Source organism: Segatella copri, from assembly GCF_002224675.1.
GTDB classification, from domain to species: Bacteria; Bacteroidota; Bacteroidia; order Bacteroidales; family Bacteroidaceae; genus Prevotella; species Prevotella copri_U.
The window spans coordinates 24,038-41,013 of sequence record NZ_NMPZ01000002.1; the positions used below are offsets into that span (position 1 = coordinate 24,038).

General features: G+C 48.6%; 13 protein-coding genes. 5 read left to right on the forward strand and 8 right to left on the reverse strand.

The window, feature by feature from the left end; translation table 11 throughout:
• Positions 1-153: 153 nt before the first annotated feature.
• Both CFT61_RS02135 and CFT61_RS02140 read right to left on the reverse strand, forming a co-directional pair.
• Entirely contained in the window at positions 154-825 is a 672-nt protein-coding gene (locus CFT61_RS02135) for a YggS family pyridoxal phosphate-dependent enzyme (RefSeq protein WP_089542842.1), read from the reverse strand.
• Positions 826-843: 18 nt separating this feature from the next.
• The gene (locus CFT61_RS02140) at positions 844-1,347 is read right to left on the reverse strand and encodes a DUF4494 domain-containing protein (protein ID WP_089542843.1); all 504 of its coding nucleotides are present in this window, start codon (positions 1,345-1,347) and stop codon (positions 844-846) included.
• A gap of 334 nt (positions 1,348-1,681) precedes the next feature.
• Between CFT61_RS02140 and CFT61_RS02145 the strand changes: the two genes are divergently transcribed.
• The 4 genes from CFT61_RS02145 to CFT61_RS02160 all read left to right on the forward strand — a co-directional run bounded on the left by CFT61_RS02145 (position 1,682) and on the right by CFT61_RS02160 (position 7,789).
• On the forward strand, positions 1,682-2,893 hold the full coding sequence (locus tag CFT61_RS02145) for a pyridoxal phosphate-dependent aminotransferase (protein ID WP_089542970.1): 1,212 nt from the start codon (positions 1,682-1,684) through the stop codon (positions 2,891-2,893).
• Between the two features lie 18 nt (positions 2,894-2,911).
• The gene (locus CFT61_RS02150) at positions 2,912-4,159 is read left to right on the forward strand and encodes an ABC transporter permease (protein ID WP_089542844.1); all 1,248 of its coding nucleotides are present in this window, start codon (positions 2,912-2,914) and stop codon (positions 4,157-4,159) included.
• Positions 4,160-4,371: 212 nt separating this feature from the next.
• Positions 4,372-6,039, forward strand: a complete 1,668-nt coding sequence (locus CFT61_RS02155) for an AMP-binding protein (RefSeq protein WP_089542845.1) — start codon at positions 4,372-4,374, stop codon at positions 6,037-6,039.
• A gap of 85 nt (positions 6,040-6,124) precedes the next feature.
• Positions 6,125-7,789: an AMP-binding protein gene (locus tag CFT61_RS02160; protein WP_089542846.1), complete on the forward strand. Its 1,665-nt coding sequence runs from the start codon at positions 6,125-6,127 to the stop codon at positions 7,787-7,789.
• 96 nt (positions 7,790-7,885) lie between these two features.
• Here the strand turns inward: CFT61_RS02160 and CFT61_RS02165 are convergent, their stop codons facing one another.
• Positions 7,886-8,485: a Crp/Fnr family transcriptional regulator gene (locus CFT61_RS02165; RefSeq protein ID WP_089542847.1), complete on the reverse strand. Its 600-nt coding sequence runs from the start codon at positions 8,483-8,485 to the stop codon at positions 7,886-7,888.
• A gap of 45 nt (positions 8,486-8,530) precedes the next feature.
• Positions 8,531-10,324: a translation elongation factor 4 gene (lepA, locus tag CFT61_RS02170; RefSeq protein WP_089542848.1), complete on the reverse strand. Its 1,794-nt coding sequence runs from the start codon at positions 10,322-10,324 to the stop codon at positions 8,531-8,533.
• Between the two features lie 70 nt (positions 10,325-10,394).
• Between lepA and CFT61_RS02175 the strand changes: the two genes are divergently transcribed.
• The gene (locus CFT61_RS02175; RefSeq protein ID WP_089542849.1) at positions 10,395-10,781 is read left to right on the forward strand and encodes a hypothetical protein; all 387 of its coding nucleotides are present in this window, start codon (positions 10,395-10,397) and stop codon (positions 10,779-10,781) included.
• A gap of 45 nt (positions 10,782-10,826) precedes the next feature.
• On the opposite strand, the gene CFT61_RS02180 is transcribed toward CFT61_RS02175, so the two are convergent.
• The 4 genes from CFT61_RS02180 to CFT61_RS02195 all read right to left on the reverse strand — a co-directional run bounded on the left by CFT61_RS02180 (position 10,827) and on the right by CFT61_RS02195 (position 16,939).
• Positions 10,827-11,105 carry a TIGR03905 family TSCPD domain-containing protein gene (locus tag CFT61_RS02180; RefSeq protein WP_089542850.1) on the reverse strand — a complete coding sequence of 93 codons (279 nt, stop codon included), beginning with the start codon at positions 11,103-11,105 and terminating at the stop codon, positions 10,827-10,829.
• A 2-nt stretch (positions 11,106-11,107) separates the two neighbouring features.
• On the reverse strand, positions 11,108-11,851 hold the full coding sequence (locus CFT61_RS02185) for a YebC/PmpR family DNA-binding transcriptional regulator (protein WP_089542851.1): 744 nt from the start codon (positions 11,849-11,851) through the stop codon (positions 11,108-11,110).
• A gap of 73 nt (positions 11,852-11,924) precedes the next feature.
• Positions 11,925-14,393, reverse strand: a complete 2,469-nt coding sequence (gene pheT, locus CFT61_RS02190; protein WP_089542852.1) for a phenylalanine--tRNA ligase subunit beta — start codon at positions 14,391-14,393, stop codon at positions 11,925-11,927.
• 215 nt (positions 14,394-14,608) lie between these two features.
• Entirely contained in the window at positions 14,609-16,939 is a 2,331-nt protein-coding gene (locus CFT61_RS02195) for a penicillin-binding protein 1A (protein ID WP_089542853.1), read from the reverse strand.
• Between the last annotated feature and the right edge of the window lie 37 nt (positions 16,940-16,976).

The window sequence follows — 16,976 nt, forward strand, 5'->3', positions numbered from 1 at the left end:
TTCAGCGACGTTGAATGTATGTTCAACAGTGTTGAACTTAAGTTCAGCAGTGCTGAACATAGGTTCAACACTGCTGAACATAGATTATCATTAAGGATAAAAACAAATCCCTAGGCGATATCAAGCAATCGTCTAGGGATTTTTCATATCCTTTTAATAGATTCTAGGACCGAAGATGGTAGTACCCACACGCACCATCGTACTGCCGTGCTTGACAGCGATATGATAGTCGTGGCTCATACCCCAGCTGCGCTCGCAGAAGGCATCATCATCGGCGAAATACTTTGCCTTTACCTCATCGAAGAACTTGGCAGCCTCATCAAATTCAGAGGCAATCTGCTGTTCATCATCGGTATTCGATGCCATCATCATCAAGCCGCATATCTGCACATGAGGCATCTCTCTCCACTCGCCAGACTCCAGGAGTTCACGGCAGGCATCGATAGAAAGCCCCGACTTGGTATCTTCCTCGGCAATATGCAGCTCCAGCAACACCTTCACCACACGGTCGTGCTTGGCAGCCTGCTTATTAATCTCCTTCAGGAGCTTCAGGCTATCCACCGACTCAATCATAGAGATATAAGGAGCAATGTACTTCACCTTGTTAGTCTGCAGATGACCGATGAAATGCCACTGGATATCCTTAGGCAGGGAAGCCACCTTCTTGGCGAGTTCCTGCTCATGGCTCTCGCCAAAGATGCGCTGCCCCTCGGCATACGCCGCCTCAATAAACTCGTTGGGATGAAACTTGCTGATGGCTACAAGGCTAACCCCTGCAGGCAAGCTGCCCAACACTTCATGAAGATTTCCTTTTACATCATACATAGTTCTTCCTCCCTCTCTTTACTGATTCTGCTGCTCGTACTCAGGTACGTCGTTCTTCTCCTCCTTCTTGTCGCCAGGAGCGTGGTGCTCGAAAACATCCATCAGCTTGGTCTCGTTCAAGCCTACTACATCATAGTCGATCATGGTCTTGCCCATCACCTCGTCGATATAGCGGAGTGCACGAGCCAAAGACTTAGCCTGTACGAGATATGTAACGTTAGAGCGCTTCTCCTTTTCAGACTTTTCATCGATGGTGATGAACTGGAGCTTAGCCTTGTACCACTTGTCATCATCATCAATATCGCTGAAGAAGATCTCTCCATAGCAAGCCTTACCGATACCGCTGACCTTCAACTCGCCGCTTACATAGACAGACATCTCGTCGATAATAGCGCTCTCTGCCTCGGTGAAACTCAGGGCATCAACCACGTATGCTTCAGAAACCACCTTTTCTGAACCATCCTCCATTGTCTTCTGATATTTAACCTTTGTCTCAAACCAAGTGCTTGTTCTACTTCTCATAATTTCTTTTCCTTTTACTAATGTTTAAAATCTTTGTTTTATTATCCTTTTCCTGACCACCTTTTCCCTTTCCACCTATTATATGATAGGCAGGGTGAAAGCGCCGAAAGATGATGCAAAGTTATAAAAAAGAATGGAGAAGAACAACAGAATAAAGAGTTTTTTACTAAAAAATCAAATTTTAACCCAATCTATTACGTATTTTCAATGAAATTACGTATCTTTGCAGTCGATTTGCGAGATATTGTTTCATCTGATAAGGCTGGGTAAGTACCGTGCCTGGAAGAGGAAACTGCTTGCTAGGGTTAATAACAGAAAGAATTATTTAGAAAAGATGCCAGAAATATCTGTACGCGGTCTTGAAATGCCAGAGTCACCTATCAGAAAGTTGGCTCCACTGGCTGCCGCAGCAAAGAAACGTGGAGTAAAGGTATATCACCTCAATATTGGTCAGCCTGACCTGCCTACTCCACAGTGTGGTCTCGATGCGCTGAAACACATCGACCGCACCATCTTGGAGTATTCTCCAAGTCAGGGCTATCTCAGTTATCGTGAGAAGCTAGTAGATTATTACAAGAAATTCAATATCAACGTAACTGCCGATGATATCATCATCACATCGGGAGGTTCTGAGGCTGTGCTCTTCTCGTTCATGAGTTGCTTGAACCCTGGAGACGAGATCATCGTGCCAGAACCTGCATACGCTAACTATATGGCGTTCGCCATCTCGGCGGGTGCCAAGATCCGTACCATCGCCACTACCATCGAGGAAGGTTTCTCCCTGCCTAAGGTGGAGAAGTTTGAGGAACTCATCAATGAGCGCACCCGTGCCATCCTGATCTGTAACCCGAACAACCCTACCGGTTATCTCTATACCCGCAGAGAGATGAACCAGATTCGCGACCTGGTGAAGAAGTACGATCTCTACCTCTTCTCTGATGAGGTTTACCGCGAGTATATCTATACCGGCAGCCCTTACATCAGTGCGATGCACCTGGAGGGTATCGAGCAGAATACCGTGCTCATCGACTCTGTATCCAAGCGATACAGCGAGTGTGGTATCCGTGTGGGTGCCCTGATTACCAAGAATGCCGAGATCCGCAAGGCGGTGATGAAGTTCTGTCAGGCTCGCCTCTCTCCTCCACTGATCGGTCAGATTGTTGCCGAGGCTTCACTCGATGCACCCGAGGAGTACTATCGCGATGTATATGATGAGTACGTAGAACGACGCAAGTGTCTGATCGACGGCCTCAACCGTATTCCGGGTGTTTACTCTCCTATCCCAATGGGTGCCTTCTATACCGTAGCCAAGTTGCCTATCGACGACTCAGACAAGTTCTGCCGCTGGTGTCTGGAAGAGTTTGAATATGAGGGCGAGACCGTGATGATGGCTCCAGCCTCCGGTTTCTATACCACTCCGGGTGCCGGCCGCAACCAGGTGCGTATGGCGTACGTTTTGAAGAAGGACGACCTGAACCGCGCATTGATTGTTCTTGCCAAGGCACTCGAGGCTTATCCGGGAAGAGTGGAGGATGAAGGACTATAAGAAAGTGAAGAACGAAATATGAATTTTCCTCTGTTTATAGCAAAGAGATTATATCGTGATCAGGGCGACAAACGTAAGGTTTCTCGCCCTGCTATTCATATTGCCACAGCCGGTGTTGCCATCGGACTCGCCATCATGGTCATGTCGGTATGCGTGGTGCTGGGATTCAAGCACACCATCCGCGACAAGGTGATTGGCTTCGGAAGCCATATTCAGGTGGCCGACTTCATGACCCTGCAGCAGCAGAACCAGTATCCGGTGGTGATGAACGACTCGATGGTGAAGGTGCTCCAGAAGATTCCGGGCGTGAAACATGTGCAGCGCTTTGCCATGAAAGAAGGAATCCTCAAGACCGACAACGATTTCCTGGGCGTAGTGCTCAAGGGTGTGGGACCGGATTTCGATTCTACCTTCATCCATCAGAACATGGTGGAAGGAAGCATACCGAAGTTTGATGACAAAGCCAGCCATAACCAGATTCTGATTTCCAAGCTGATGGCAGACAAGTTGAAGCTGAAGAACGGCGAGCGCATCTTCGCCTACTTCATCGACAACCAGGGCGTGAGAATGCGCCGGTTTACCATCGCGGGCATCTACGAGACCAATCTCAAGAAGTATGATGAACTGATGGTCTATACCGACCTCTATACAGCCGTGAAGCTGAATGGATGGGAGGATGACCAGGCAAGCGGTGCCGAGCTGACCGTGAAGGACTTCGACAAGCTCAACGAGACGGAAGACTATGTTATCAATAAGGTGAACCGTACCGTAGATCATTACGGAGAAACCTACAGCAGCGCCACCATCAAGGAGCTGAATCCGAACATCTTCCAATGGCTCAGCCTGATGGACCTGAATGTATGGATTATCCTGGGACTGATGCTCATCGTGGCAGGCGTAACGATGATCAGCGGATTGCTCATCATCATCCTGGAGCGCACTTCGATGATTGGAGTGATGAAAGCCCTGGGTGCCCGCAACAAGACCATCCGCCACACCTTCCTCTGGTTTGCCGTATTCATCATCGGCAAGGGAATGTTACTGGGCAATGTCATCGGACTGGGACTTCTTGCCCTGCAGCATTTCACGGGAATGGTGAAGCTCGATGCCCAAACTTACTACGTAAGTACGGTACCGGTGGAGTTCAACTGGCTCTTTATCGTGGCACTTAACGTAGCCACCCTCCTCATCAGCATCTTCATGCTGGTAGCGCCAAGTTACCTCATCTCTCATATTCATCCAGCCAAATCGATGAGATACGAATAAGATTCACGGCTGATGAATAAATGATTCACGATAGATGAATAAGTGTAAAATTATCCCATTATTGCCACCAGTAAATGGCAATAATGGGATAAAACTATATATTTTTACCTAGTTTCTAAAATATTTTACGCTAATCTATAAAATAATGCACATTTTATTTTGCGGTGTGCAGTATTTTCTGTATCTTTGCACAAAATTTTGTTAATTGTGCAATGAATTCAATACCAAGTTTTAACTCGTATATTGAGAGAAGCATCATCAAGAATTGGCACTTGGATGCGCTCACCGATTACAAGGGCGCTACACTCCAGTACCACGATGTTGCCAGAAAGATAGAGAAACTGCACATCCTGTTTGAAAACAGCGATGTGAAGAAGGGCGACAAGATTGCCGTCTGCGGTAGAAATAGTAGCCAGTGGGCAGTAGCTTTCCTGGCTATTATCACCTATGGTGCAATCGTCGTACCTATACAGAACGAATTCAAACCAGAGCAGATTCACAACATCGTGAACCATAGCGAGAGCAAGCTCCTGTTTGTGGGTGATGTGGTGGCTACGCAGATTACTCCCGATGAAATGCCTACACTGGAAGGCATCATCTATCTGCCGGATAATTCACTCGTCATTTCCCGTTCAGAGAAACTGACTTACGCCCGCGAGCATCTCAACGCAATGTTTGGTCATAAATATCCCAAGTACTTCCGCCCTGAGCATGTGAAATATCATGTGGATGATCCGGAAGAACTGGCGATGATCAACTACACCAGCGGAACTACAGGTTTCTCCAAGGGTGTGATGTTGCCATACAGAGCCCTCTGGGGTAATCTCGATTATCTGATGGATACGGTAAGTCCCAAGATCGGCAAGAACTGCAACATCCTCTCTACCCTTCCGATGGCTCACATGTATGGACTCATGACCGAGTTCATCTACAATATGGCGATGGGTAACCATATCTTCTTCCTCACCCGCCTTCCGAGCCCTACGCTCATCTCTGAGGCGCTGGCAGAAATCAAGCCAGACATCATCTTTGCCGTACCACTCGTGGTAGATAAGATCGTGAGAAAAGAAGTGTTCCCACATATCCAGACCAACCGTGCCCGACTGCTGATGAACATGCCTGTCATCAACAAGCGCATCAAGGAGAAGGTTCGCGAGTTTGTACTGCGCAAGTTCGGCGAGCGTCCTTACGAGGTGGTTGTGGGTGGTGCTCCACTCAACAAGGAGATAGAGAACTTCTTCATCAGCATCGGCTTCCCTATCGCCATGGGTTACGGTACTACGGAAACCGCTCCGCTCATCACCTTTGCCCATCAGGACAACTATGTGGCAGGCAGCTGTGGTGTTGCCGTGAAGCACATGGAGGTAAAGGTATTGAGCGATGACCCAGAAAACGTGGCAGGCGAACTGGTTTGCCGCGGCATCAATGTGATGAAGGGCTACTACAAGAACCAGGAGGCTACCGATGCCGTGATTGATGAAGATGGATGGTTCCATACCGGCGACCTGGCAACGATGAGTGCCGACGGACATTTCTTCGTAAGAGGTAGAAGCAAGAACATGCTGCTCGGTCCTAACGGACAGAACATCTATCCGGAGGAGATTGAGGATAAGCTCAACTCCATGGCTATGGTCAACGAGAGCATCGTGCTGCAGAAGGACGACAAGCTCGTGGCACTCGTTCATCCGGAGATAGAAGAGAGCCAGGAACTGGGATTCTCAGACGAAGACCTCGCCAACATCATGGAGCAGAACCGAAAGGAACTGAATATGCAGATGCCTAGCTTTGCAAAGATATCACGCATCCAGCTGCACGACACCGAATTCGAAAAGACAGCCAAGAAGTCTATCAAGCGTTACCTCTACCAGGACGTGATATAATACGTGAAATAAAGCGTAATCCAGAGATAGAGACTTTAAGTACGAGAAAAATATGAACTTAGAAAAATCGTTAAATAATAAGAATATGGAAATTCCTAGCTTTAACGCACTTATCCAGCAGAGCATCATAGACCATTGGGATCAGGATGCCTTGACCGACTACAAGGGAGCTACCTTGCAGTATCACGATGTAGCACGCAAGATTGAGAAGCTGCACATTATGTTTGAGAACTCCGGCGTAGTAAAGGGCGACAAGATTGCCCTTTGCGGTAGAAACAGTGCCAATTGGGCAGTGGCTTTCCTCGCTACCCTAACCTATGGTGCCATCGCCGTACCTATCCTGCATGAGTTCATGCCAGACCAGATTCACAACATCGTGAACCACAGCGATGCCAAGCTGCTCTTCGTGGGCGACGTTGTTGCTACACAGGTAGATGCAACCAAGATGCCGGGGCTGGAAGGTATCATCTACATTCCAGATTACTCGCTCGTGGTTTCACGTACCGACAAGTTGACCTACGCCCGCGAGCACCTCAACGAGATGTTCGGCATCAAGTATCCTAAGTACTTCCGCAAGAACCACGTCAACTACTATATCGACCAGGATCCTAACGAGTTGGCTATGATCAACTATACCAGTGGTACTACCGGTTTCTCCAAGGGTGTGATGGTTCCATACCGTGCCCTGTGGAGCAATGCCGACTTTGCCGAGAATGTATTGGGCAAGAAGATCAAGGCTGGAGATTCTATCATCAGTATCCTGCCGATGGCACACATGTATGGCATGGCATTCGAGTTTATCTTCGAGTTCATCAAGGGCTGCCACATCTTCTATCTCACCCGCATCCCTAGCCCAGCCATCATTGCCGAGGCATTCGGACGCATCAAGCCAGCAGTTATCATCGCTGTGCCTCTGGTTATCGAGAAGATTATCCGCAAGAAGGTATTCCCTAAGATTCAGAACAACCGTATGCGCATGCTCCTCCACATGCCTGTCATCAGCAAGAAGGTGAAGGAGAAGATCTGCGACCAGGTAAGCAATGCCTTCGGTGGCAACTTCTATGAGGTGATTATCGGCGGCGCTGCGTTCAACCAGGAAGTTGAAAGATTCCTCCACGGCGTGGGCTTCAAATATACAGTGGGTTATGGTGCTACAGAATGTGCGCCTATCATCTGCTACGAAGATTACAAGAACTTCGTTCCGGGCTCTTGCGGTAAGGCAGCGCTCCACATGATGGTTCGCATCGACAGTCCGGATCCGGAGAACGTACCTGGCGAAATCCTTGCCAAGGGTCCTAACGTGATGCTGGGTTACTACAAGAATGAGGAGGCTACCAAGCAGACCATCGACGAGAACGGATGGTATCATTCCGGCGACCTCGGAACGATGGATGGCGACGGCAATGTATTCATCAAGGGCCGCAGCAAGAACATGCTGCTCGGCGCCAGCGGTCAGAACATCTATCCTGAGGAAATCGAGGATAAGCTCAATTCTCTCGCCCTCGTTGCAGAGAGCGTGGTAATTCAGAAGGGCGACAAGCTGGTGGCTCTGGTTTATCCAGACTTCGACGAGGCTCAGTCTCTGAACCTGGGCAGAAGCGAACTGGAAGAGATTATGGAGCAGAACCGTCAGGAGCTCAACACGATGGTTCCAGCCTACAGCAAGGTAAGCGAGATCCGCATCCACGATGAGGAATTTGAGAAGACTCCTAAGAAGAGTATCAAGCGATTCCTCTATACAGCAGAATAATAAGAAAACTCCTGATAAAGGAATAAAAGAGATACAAATACAAAAAAATGGTGTAGCTTCCCAAAAAGAAGTTACACCATTTTTTTATGATTATCATTACAACAAAGTGTTTGATCGGATACGAGACAGCGTCTCAGGCGTCATCTGCAGATAACTGGCGATATAAGTAAGCGGCGCACGGAGCACCACCTGCGGATTCAGCTCGCACAAACGCTTATACTTATTAGGCGCAGTTTCGAATCGCATCAGGTCGGCATGTACCTGCGACTGAATCAAACTCTCTTCCAGAATCTTACGGTAAAGCATCTGGATGTTCACATTTCTCATGGCAGCTGCCTCGAGCTTCGCCTTCGGCAAAGCATACACCAAGGTAGGCTCCAAAGCCTCAACCTGGAGGTAGGAAGGGGTTTCCTTGAAAAGACTCTCAATACACATGAAGATAGAATGGTCAACACCTAAGTGTTCTGTTACCTCCTTATCATACTTGGTATAAAATTGGCGCACCAATCCCTTCTCTATGTAAGAAATGTTTCTGCACACCTCACCCTCTACCAGAATCTTTTCGCCCTTGCCATACTTGATTGGCTCCAGGATTGATTCCAGTACATCCAACTCGTCATGAGTCATCGTACTATACCTACGCGCAAGCTCTCTGGCTATGTCACGTTTAGGGGTGATAACCTTAAAATCACTCATAATTCAAGTTCCTCCTAGTTATTAAAATTTATATCGTCGAATCTCTTAGTCAAGCTTCAGCACCGCAAGGAATGCCTTCTGTGGCACCTCTACGTTACCAATCTGCTTCATACGCTTCTTACCCTTCTTCTGCTTCTCCAGCAACTTACGCTTACGGCTCACGTCACCACCATAACACTTGGCAGTAACATCCTTGCGCACCTGCTTCACAGTTTCACGGGCTACGATTTTCGCACCGATAGCAGCCTGAATGGCAATATCAAACTGCTGACGTGGAATCAGATCCTTCAGCTTCTCGCACATTCTGCGACCGAAGCTCACAGAGTTGTCGCGATGGGTCAAAGTACTCAGGGCATCCACCGGCTCTCCATTCAAGAGGATATCCAGCTTCACCAGGTCGGAATGACGGAAGGAATCGATATGATAGTCGAACGAAGCATATCCCTTGGAAATACTCTTCAGCTTATCGTAGAAATCGATCACAATCTCGCCCAATGGCAGCATGAAATGCAGCTCCACACGGTTACCGCTCACGTATTCCTGATTGATAAGCTCACCACGCTTGTCGAGACAGAGCTTCATGATAGGACCGATAAAATTGGTAGCCGTGATGATGGTAGCTCGGATATACGGCTCCTCGATATGGTCGATGAGCGTTGGATCTGGCAGTCCCGATGGGTTATGTACCTCTTTCACACCACCTTGCTTGTCATATACCATATAGGATACGTTAGGAACGGTGGTGATGACATCCATATTGAACTCACGGTCCAGACGCTCCTGTACAATCTCCATGTGGAGCAGACCGAGGAATCCGCATCGGAAACCGAAGCCCAGAGCTACCGAACTCTCAGGCGAGAAGGTGAGCGAAGCATCGTTGAGCTGCAGCTTCTCCAATGAGGCACGCAGATTCTCGTAATCGCTAGGATCGATAGGATAAACGCCGGCAAAGACCATAGGCTTCACTTCCTGGAATCCTGCAATCGCCTTTTCACAAGGACGTGCGATGTGGGTAATGGTATCACCCACCTTTACCTCGGTAGCATTCTTGATACCCGAGATGATGTAACCTACCTCACCGGTCCCCAATTCCTTGCGGGGAATCATATCCATCTTCAGTACGCCAATCTCATCTGCATCATATTCCATTCCGGTGTTGAAGAACTTCACCTTGTCGCCCTTGCGGATTACACCGTTCTCAATCTTGAAGTAGGCGATGATACCACGGAATGAGTTGAATACAGAGTCGAAGATCAAAGCCTGGAGTGGTGCCTTGTCATCTCCCTTAGGAGCCGGAACACGGTTTACCACCGCTTCCAGAACATCCTCGACACCCTCGCCGGTCTTACCGGATGCACGGAGGATATCCTCGTGCTTGCAACCGATGAGATCCACAATCTCATCTTCCACTTCCTCCGGCATAGCCGAAGGCATATCTATCTTGTTGATGACCGGAATAATCTCCAGGTCATGCTCAATAGCCATATAGAGGTTAGAGATAGTCTGGGCCTGGACACCCTGGGTGGCATCCACAACCAAGAGCGCTCCCTCGCACGCTGCGATGGAACGAGAAACCTCGTATGAGAAATCGACGTGTCCCGGAGTATCAATGAGGTTGAGGATGTAAGTGTCTCCATCCTTTGCCTTGTATTCCATCTGGATGGCATGGCTCTTGATGGTGATACCACGCTCTCTCTCCAGGTCCATATCATCAAGCATCTGACCCTCAGTAATCTTGATGGTCTGAGTTTTCTCTAACAATCGGTCTGCCAAAGTACTTTTACCATGGTCAATATGTGCAATAATGCAGAAATTTCTTATCTTATTTATATTCTCCATACAATTTTTCTCTCTTTGGAGTGCAAAGATAGTATTTTTTTTCGTATCTTTGCAAAAAAAATATATAATAATGATGAAAAAAGCAATTTATACCCTATTTTTAGCTAGTTTGGTCGTATCTTGCACTGAAAATCTGGAAGATAAGGCGGTTCGTGAGGCTAAGGAATACACAGAGAAATACTGCCCTACCCCATACGTAAATGACAGCAGAACAGACAGTGCCGTGTTTGACAAGAACACCCGCGTGTTCTCTTATTACATGACTCTTCGCAACAAAGCGGACAACAAGAAGGCGATTGATGCCAACAAGGATAAGCTCCACAAACTTCAGAAAGAGGCATTGGACAACAACCCAGGTCTGAAGGTTTACAAGGATGCCCACTTCACCTTCCGCTTCGTTTATTATTCAGCTAAGAATCCGAAGGAGATTTTGCTGGATGATGTCTTCAAGTATTAGAAAAGAGGGTGTGTCATGGATTGATGACACACCCTCTTTATTGTATTAATATCCCATTTCCTGCAAGGCTGTAGCCAGCTGGTCAGGACAGCTTGTAGGCTTGTTACCACAAGTGATACCCTTCAGTCGGGCGATGACCTCCTTTGCCTTCATGCCCTGAATCAAGGCACAAACACCCTTGGTATTACCATCGCAACCGCCGATGAACTGGGCATCCTGCACTTTTCCATCCTCATCAACACTGATACAGATGTACTTAGAGCAGGTACCATGAGTCTGATAAGTAACCTTGGTCAACTTATCCTGTTTCTCTTGCTGCAACATAATTATTCTGCGTCTGCAGGAATCTCAGGCTTCATGTTGGTATAGACAGTCTGAACATCGTCAAACTCCTCCAACTTCTCAACCATCTTGTCGATAGTCTCGCGCTCCTCAGCAGTAACATCCTTCAAATCGTTAGGAATGTAGGTGAACTCAGCACCAGTTACCTCGAAGCCCTCAGCCTCCAGGTGCTTCTGAATCTCGCCGAAGCTTGTAGGAGCACCGTAGATAGTGATTTCGTTGTTCTCCTCATCCTCATCGAACTCGTCCTCTACACCGTAGTCAATCAGGTCGAGAATCATCTCGTCCATATCCAGACCTTCCTTCTTCTTGAATGTGAACACAGCCTTGTGGTCAAAGAGGAAAGACAAAGAACCTGTTGTACCCAGGTTACCGCTGAACTTGTTGAAGATAGAACGAACGTCAGCCACTGTACGAGTTGTGTTATCTGTCAATGTATCAACGAACACAGCAACTCCGTGAGGGCCATATCCCTCGTATGTCACCTCCTTGTAATCGCTGGTATCCTTGCCACAAGCGTTCTTGATGGCACGAGCGATGTTATCCTTAGGCATGTTCTCACGCTTACAGTTAGCGATGATAGCACGCAATGATGGGTTGTTCTCTGGTTCTGGACCGCCTGCCTTCACAGCAATAGCAATCTGCTTACCCAACTTAGTAAATGTCTTGGCCATGTGGCCCCATCTTTTCAGCTTTGTAGCTTTACGATATTCAAATGCTCTTCCCATTGGAATAAAATTTTAAATGTTTATCGTTTTTGTTTATAATATTATCTCAATTCTGCGTCAATCGCATTCTGCATTATCTCAGTTCTGCGTTGAGCTTACCTGTGAGGTTGGCAATGAGCTTCTTCATGATGGCATCAATCTGCTTGTCATTCAATGTCTTCTCCTCATCCTGCAGGATGAAGTTTACGGCATAGCTCTTCTTGCCCTCTGGCAGATTCTTACCCTCATATACGTCGAAGAGTACCACGCTCTTCAGGAGCTTCTTCTCTGTCTGATGGGCAATCTGCTCAATCTGTGCAAACTCCACGTTCTTGTCAACGAGCAGCGCAAGGTCGCGGCTCACAGATGGATACTTGCTGATATCTGTGTAAGTAAGGTTCACCTTCTTCACGGTCTTCACCAGGTTATCCCAGTGAACATCAGCATAGAATACATCCTGCTCGATGTCGAATGCCTTCTTCAGCTTGTGGCTCAGGATACCCATCTCTACCAATACCTTGCCGGCACGGGTCTCGTAGTTCACGCCCTTGGCAAAGATGTTGTTGTCGCTGTGCTTGATTACGAGGTTGTTCTGTGGCATACCCACACGGCGGAGGATATTCTCTACCACTGCCTTCAGCTCGTAGATATTGCTCTGCTCATCTGCATGAGCCCAACTGCCCTCTACTCGCTTACCGGTGATGAAGAGTGACATGTGAGCCTCCTGAGAGTAAGCCTTGATAGGACTCTCCTCGCTCCACTTCTCCTTATTATATAAATAGGTATTACCCACCTCGAAGAACTTCAGGTTCTGGCTCTTGTGGTTGATGTTACGGGCTACGCTCTCCAAACCGCCGAAGAGCATGGTCTGGCGCATCACGCCGAGATCAGCACTCAATGGGTTCATCACCTTCACTACGCTCTCCAAAGGATACTTGTTCAGCTCCAGGTCGGTATAGTAGCTGGTCTTGCTCAGAGAGTTGTTGAGAATCTCCATGAAGCCCTCGCCTACCAACTGCTCAGCCACGAGGTTCTGGCTGTGATAAGCCTTGTCCTCATCACCCTGAACAGTCAAAGAACTCTTCAGCTGGGTAGGAATCTCCACATTATTATATCCATAGATACGGAGGATATCCTCTACCACATCGCAAGGACGCTGAACATCCACGCGATAAGCAGGAACCAGGAGGTCGATGCCCTCAGCATCCTCCTTCACGATCTTCATCTCCAGAGATGTGGCGATATTCTTGATGGTCTCAGCACCAATCTCCTTACCGATGAGGCGGTGAGCATACTCATAGTTCAGGCGAACTGGGAAATCCTGCATTGGCTCTGGATATACATCCTTGATCTGCATGGAAATCTTGCCGCCTGCCAACTGCTTGCAGAGGATAGCAGCCTGCTTCAATGCATAAATCTGTCCGTTAGGATCTACGCCACGCTCAAAACGGTAGCTGGCATCTGTGCTCAAACCATGACGGCGAGCGCTCTTGCGGATCCATGTTGGGTGGAAGTAAGCACTCTCCAGAACCACGCTCTTGGTGGTCTCGTAAGTACCGGAACCCTTACCGCCGAAGATACCGGCGATACACATTGGCTCCTCAGCATTGCAGATGCTCAGGTCGTGCTCACCCAGGGTGTGCTCCTCGCCATCCAGGGTCACGAACTTGGTGCCCTCTGGCTGGGTGCGGACTACAATCTTATGACCGGTAACCATGTCGGCATCGAAGCAGTGCAATGGCTGGCCGTATGCCATCATGATGTAGTTGGTGATATCCACGATATTGTTGATTGGTCTGAGGCCGATGATGTTCAGCTTGTCCTGCAACCACTTTGGGCTCTCCTTCACCTCGCAGTCGGTGATGCTAACGCAGGCATAGCGCTTGCAAGCCTCGGTGTTCTCAATCTCTACATCGATAGGAAGATCCTCGTTATCTACTACGAATTCATCGCAAGATGGGCGATGCAGACTGGTCTCATAACCATTCTGCTTCAACCAGGCATAGAGGTCGCGGGCCACACCCCAGTGGCCGAGTGCATCGGCACGGTTGGCTGTGATATCAATCTCGATGAGCCAGTCGCTCTCCAGGTGATAGTACTCGGCAGCAGGCTGACCCACTGGAGCATCCTCTGGGAGCACGATGATACCGTCGTGAGATGTACCCACGCCAATCTCATCCTCAGCACAGATCATACCCAAGCTCTCTACACCGAGGAGCTTGCTCTTCTTGATGGTAAAACTCTGGTCGCCGTCGTAGAGCACACAGCCCAGGTCGGCAACGATTACTTTCTGACCGGCAGCCACGTTAGGCGCACCGCAGACAATCTGCTGTGGCTCACCCTTGCCCAGGTCAACGGTTGTTACGTGGAGGTGATCGCTGTTAGGATGCGCCTCGCATGTCAACACTTTACCTACGTAAAGACCTTTCAGTCCACCCTTGATAGACTGTACTTCCTCCAAAGCGTCCACTTCGAGTCCGCAAGAGGTCAGCGCATCGGCAGTCTCCTGTGGTGTCAGGTCGAAATCGACGTATTCTTTAAGCCATTTGTATGAAACGTTCATTATAATGTTTTTTTATTATTTTCTCTTTATCAAGCGTTTGGGAACCTCCTCGTCATCACGCATTTGTGGCACAAGAGCCCTAAAACTTTGCAAAAATACAAAAAATAATGGAGATAAGCAAAAAACATCCGCCATTTTTGCACTATTTAAAAGAAATGAGTGCAAAAATGGCGGATAGTCTTTTGATGACGGCATCAGGAGCACTTCCCGAGGAATTATTCGAATACTTCGTCGATGGCATTCACCTGCTCAAAGGAGTCTTGCTCGCCACCGCTGCCCACATGGTAGCATGGGTTGTAATCGGCAGGGATATCAAACTTCACCTCCGGACTGTAGCCCAGCGAGACATCGGCATACACCTTCTTCATGAAGATAGCCCAGATAGGAAGCGCCATGGTGGCACCCTGACCCATACTCATGGAATCGAAGTGGATATCGCGATCCTCACCGCCTACCCAGCAGCCACTTACCAGCTGCGGAGTAAAGCCGATAAACCATCCATCACTGTTGTTATTGGTGGTACCCGTCTTGGCACCAATCTGTCCCTCCAGCTTATAACGGTAGCGCAGTCTTCCTGCCGTACCATTATCCACTACGCCCATCATCATGGTGAGCATCTTCATGGCATTGTCGGCACTGATCACCTCGTTCATTCGTGGCTGGAAGGTGGCGATGGTGTTACCCTCGTTATCCTCGATGCGGCTCACGAACATCGGAGCCGTACGGATACCATGGTTGGCAAAGGCTGTATAGGCGCTCACCATCTCGCTCACGCTTACCTCGCACGGTCCGAGACACAAGCTCAGAGATGCATGAATATCAGGGTTGTTGATACCATAGTCATGCAGCAGCTGGACAAACTGCGATGGGTTCAGCTTACTCATCAGATAGGCACTGATCCAGTTGTTACTCTGTGCCAATCCCCAGCTCAGCGGAACCATCTGGCCGTATCTCGAATGGTTGGCATTTCTAGGCGTCCATGGTCTGCCAGCCACCATATAGGTCTGCTGGCGGTTAGGTGCCTTATCGCAAGGCGAGAAACCGTTTTCCATCGCCAGACTATAGAGGAATGGCTTGATGGTAGAACCCACCTGTCTTCTTCCCAGACTTACCATATCATACATGAAGTGGGTATAGTCCAATCCACCCACGTATGCCTTCACGGCACCCGTCTTAGGATCCATGCTCATGAATCCGCTGCGCAGGAAGGTCTTATAATAGCGGATGGAATCGAGCGGACTCATCAGCGTATCGATGTCGCCATGATAGGTAAACACGGTCATCGGAATCTTCTTGCGGAAGGTATCGTGAATCTCTTCTGCCGAGCATCCCGCCTCCTTCATCTGTCGGTAGCGCTCGCACTGGGTAACGCTGCGGTTCAGGATAGCCTTGATCTGCTTAGGGGTCAGCTTGTCGCTGTATGGCGAACTTGGCTTGTTTGAAATCTCCTTGCTGAAGGCTGGCTGCAGATAGCGTGCCACGTGCTGATACACAGCCTCTTCGGCATATCGCTGCATACGGCTGTCCACAGTGGTAAACACCTTCAATCCATCGCTATATACATTATATGGAGAACCATCCTTCTTGAAGTTCTTGTTGCACCATCCATACAGAGGATCAGTATTCCAGAGGATGGAATCGGCAACAAACTGAGCATAGTTCCACGATGCATAATCCTTTCTTTCCGGACGGGTAGCCATCAGATACTTGCGCAGATATTCGCGCAGGTAGGTAGCCGAACCATCCTTATGGTCGGTACGGTGGAAATTGAGCGTGAGCGGTTCTGCCGAATACTGGCTGTATTCAGCATGATCCAGATAGCCCGCCTTCACCATCTGCGAGAGCACCACGTTTCTTCTGTCGCGGGCACGCTCCGGATAGCGCACAGGGTTGAAGAGCGATGGATTCTTGCAGAGACCGATGAGCGTAGCCGCCTCGGTGAGGGTAAGATCCTTCGGTTCCTTATTAAAATAGGTATTCGCTGCCGTCTTGATACCCACGGCATTGTGCAGGAAGTCGAAGTAGTTGAGATAGAGTGCCAGGATTTCCTGCTTGGTATAGTATCGCTCCAGCTTGATGGCGATGACCCACTCTATCGGTTTCTGCAGCAGTCGCTCCAGGGTGCTCGATGCCTTTTCGGAATAGAGCTGCTTGGCAAGCTGCTGGGTGATGGTAGATCCACCTCCGGCATTGGTCTGCCCGAGGAGTCCACGCTTCACGATGGCACGGCCGAGCGCACGGAAGTCGATGCCCGAATGCTCATAGAATCGTTCATCCTCCGTGGCAACCAGTGCCTTTATTAAATAAGGTGACATCTTCTTGTAAGGTATCACGATACGGTTCTCCTTATTCAGGTTCCATGTACCCAGCACCTTTCCATCAGACGAATACACCTGAGTGGCGAATCTGCTGATAGGATTCTGCAGATCCTCGATGTCCGGCATGTAACCGATCCATCCGTTCCAGATGGCAAAGAAGGCCAGCATAGCCGACACGACAAAGGTGGCAAAAATGCCCCATAACGTATAGATAAAATGTTTTCTCATCTCTATTTCTTCATTTATTTTGTGCAAAATTACTAAA